Below are 1980 nucleotides of genomic sequence, written 5' to 3'. Positions count from 1 at the left end.
GTCGGATACATGGCCGCACCAACCAGCAACTGCAAAAGCTCACAAATCCCTTGCCAACGGAGAGCCGTCCATACACGGCCCCAAACCTGTCGTTCCGTTGCTCCAGCGTAGTGGACGCTTCTGGCGCTACGGCCATCTTCGCCAAGCGATACGAATACGAGCTGCATCTCACACCAACCCCACCCTGAAATCTTCCAAAAACCTGAGCCAGCCCCCTGCGCGCCGAGAAGGGTCAAAACGCGCTTCGGCTGAAGCTTCAGTATCGCCCGGTCGTAGATGGCAAGATTGGTCGCCTCATTGAGGCGCGAGGGATAAATGATCCCATTCGGGCTCAGATGGGTGTTCGTGAAACGCCAGTGACCACCGGCGTTCCTTCGCGGCGGTCGCGGAGCACGATCTGTAGGAAGCACCCCTTCAGGGAATCGCCGAGGTAAAGAACGCCAAACCGATTGGCGTCAATGCGGCGTCGAGGATCGCTAAATCGGCTCGGCGACTTCCCGTAGCCCAACGGATCGGGATAGGTGCTCCAGTAGATCCGGCCGAATGTCCGTCCCGGCGATATGGTCTCGATTTCGAGGTTTGCACGCCCGAAATCGGGTGGAGGTGGAACGCCAGGCATTCAGTCGAAATCGCCCCTGGCCATGCCTTCCGCCGCGGTCAACACCGAGGCGTCATCGCCTTGCTGAAGGGCTCGAAGGCCGGTCCGGCCATCGAGGGCGCCATGGCGCGACACCAGAAACCGATAGACCGCCCAGGCACTGTTGCCCAACATGGCATGGAGCGCCGGCAATGCGCCGAAGGGACGACCGTCCTTGTCGAGTTGCCAGACAGGAAAACGGAAGCCGCGCTTGGCGCCATCGATCCCGAGCACCTGCCCGCTTTGCCGCTTGGCGTTGACTGTCACCCGCGACGTGCCGAGCAGCTTGGCGAGGGCATCCGCGCTCAGCATGTCCTCGCCGGCGACAATTTCGGCGACACGCTTGCGGCCACGCGCGCGCGCTTCGGCAAGAGCCGCCTCGAGTTCGGCATCCGGCTTGCCCGTGTCCTCGACGGGAAAAATATCGTCTGAAGCGATCGGTTGCTCCTCGACTGGCGTGATCGTCTGCGCACCAGCCGTTGGATCGACCTCTACCAGGAACGAGACGCGATGGCCGATCTTGCGGCTGCGTGCGATCGCTTCCTGATAGCGTTCGAGCAACACCTTCTTGAAATCGGCCTGTGCCGGCAGCTTCGTCGTGAAGCTCAGGGCGGCGACTCCCGCAGGGGACGCGGCGCCGCTATGATTGCTGCGCTTTGGAGCGGCCATAATGAGAACCTCTGCTGTCACCAGTATGGTTACAGAGCGCAAGTTCGTCAAGTTGGATAACTTCGTAAAGCTAGTAGCGAATAGCTCGGACTAAACAATTCCCCATGCCCGAAACCTTCCCCTGCCCGTCATCTCGCGCAGGCCGAGTTCGCTGACCAGATTGAGCGCCCCCTGCTTTGTCACCTTTAGCTGCTCCTGGATCATGCCCGTCGAGACCAGCGGCCGCGAGAGTACCAGCTCGACCAGGTCGGGCAGTTTCGAGCTGGCGCGCCGTTGTTTGAGCCGCCGCTCCATCTGGCATTTTGCCAGCACCAGCCGATCGTGTTCCTTCAGGCCAGCCACTGCTGCGTCGTGAATGGCATCGAGCAAGGCGAGCAGCCGATCGCCGCGATTGCGCGCCCGCCTCCGCTCGCGCGGAATGTTTTTCGCGCCGAGATGAATGCAAGCGAGATGGTGGGCGGCAAGTCCTTCCTGGCGCAGCAGTGCAGCCACGAGCAGCGGTCCGAGCCACGTGGCATGCTGCAGCACCTCGATGTCCGACCAGGCCTCGAGCAGGACCGCAGCGCGCAGGACGACTGGTTGCCCCCGTGTTTCCGCGAGCACAGCGTGCCATTCGGCCAGCCGTTCTTCCTCATTCCAGTCAAGATCGTAAATCAGGTCCGGCCGATCGTCCG

At 61.9% G+C, this 1980-nt stretch carries 3 protein-coding genes; 1 reads left to right on the top strand and 2 read right to left on the bottom strand.

The annotated features are described in order from the left end of the window. A partial coding sequence (locus NKJ01_RS36095) for a hypothetical protein (RefSeq protein WP_352735346.1) occupies positions 1–188 on the top strand: 188 nt, incomplete at its 5' end. 431 nt (positions 189–619) lie between these two features. On the opposite strand, the gene NKJ01_RS36090 is transcribed toward NKJ01_RS36095, so the two are convergent. Continuing rightward, a complete protein-coding gene (locus tag NKJ01_RS36090) occupies positions 620–1306 on the bottom strand; it encodes an XRE family transcriptional regulator (RefSeq protein ID WP_352735344.1) in 687 nt (228 codons plus the stop codon). Positions 1307–1396: 90 nt separating this feature from the next. Next, a partial coding sequence (locus NKJ01_RS36085) for an RHE_PE00001 family protein (RefSeq protein ID WP_352735343.1) occupies positions 1397–1980 on the bottom strand: 584 nt, incomplete at its 5' end.

Origin of the sequence: Mesorhizobium sp. M0276 (genome assembly GCF_040321755.1) — a bacterium.
Taxonomy (GTDB): domain Bacteria; phylum Pseudomonadota; class Alphaproteobacteria; order Rhizobiales; family Rhizobiaceae; genus Mesorhizobium.
This window is presented reverse-complemented; position numbering and strand designations above follow the sequence as displayed.

Bases quoted from the DNA above. Each gene is read 5' to 3' on its own strand.
- NKJ01_RS36090 (WP_352735344.1), bottom strand. From the start codon at position 1,306: ATGGCCGCTCCAAAGCGCAGCAATCATAGCGGCGCCGCGTCCCCTGCG.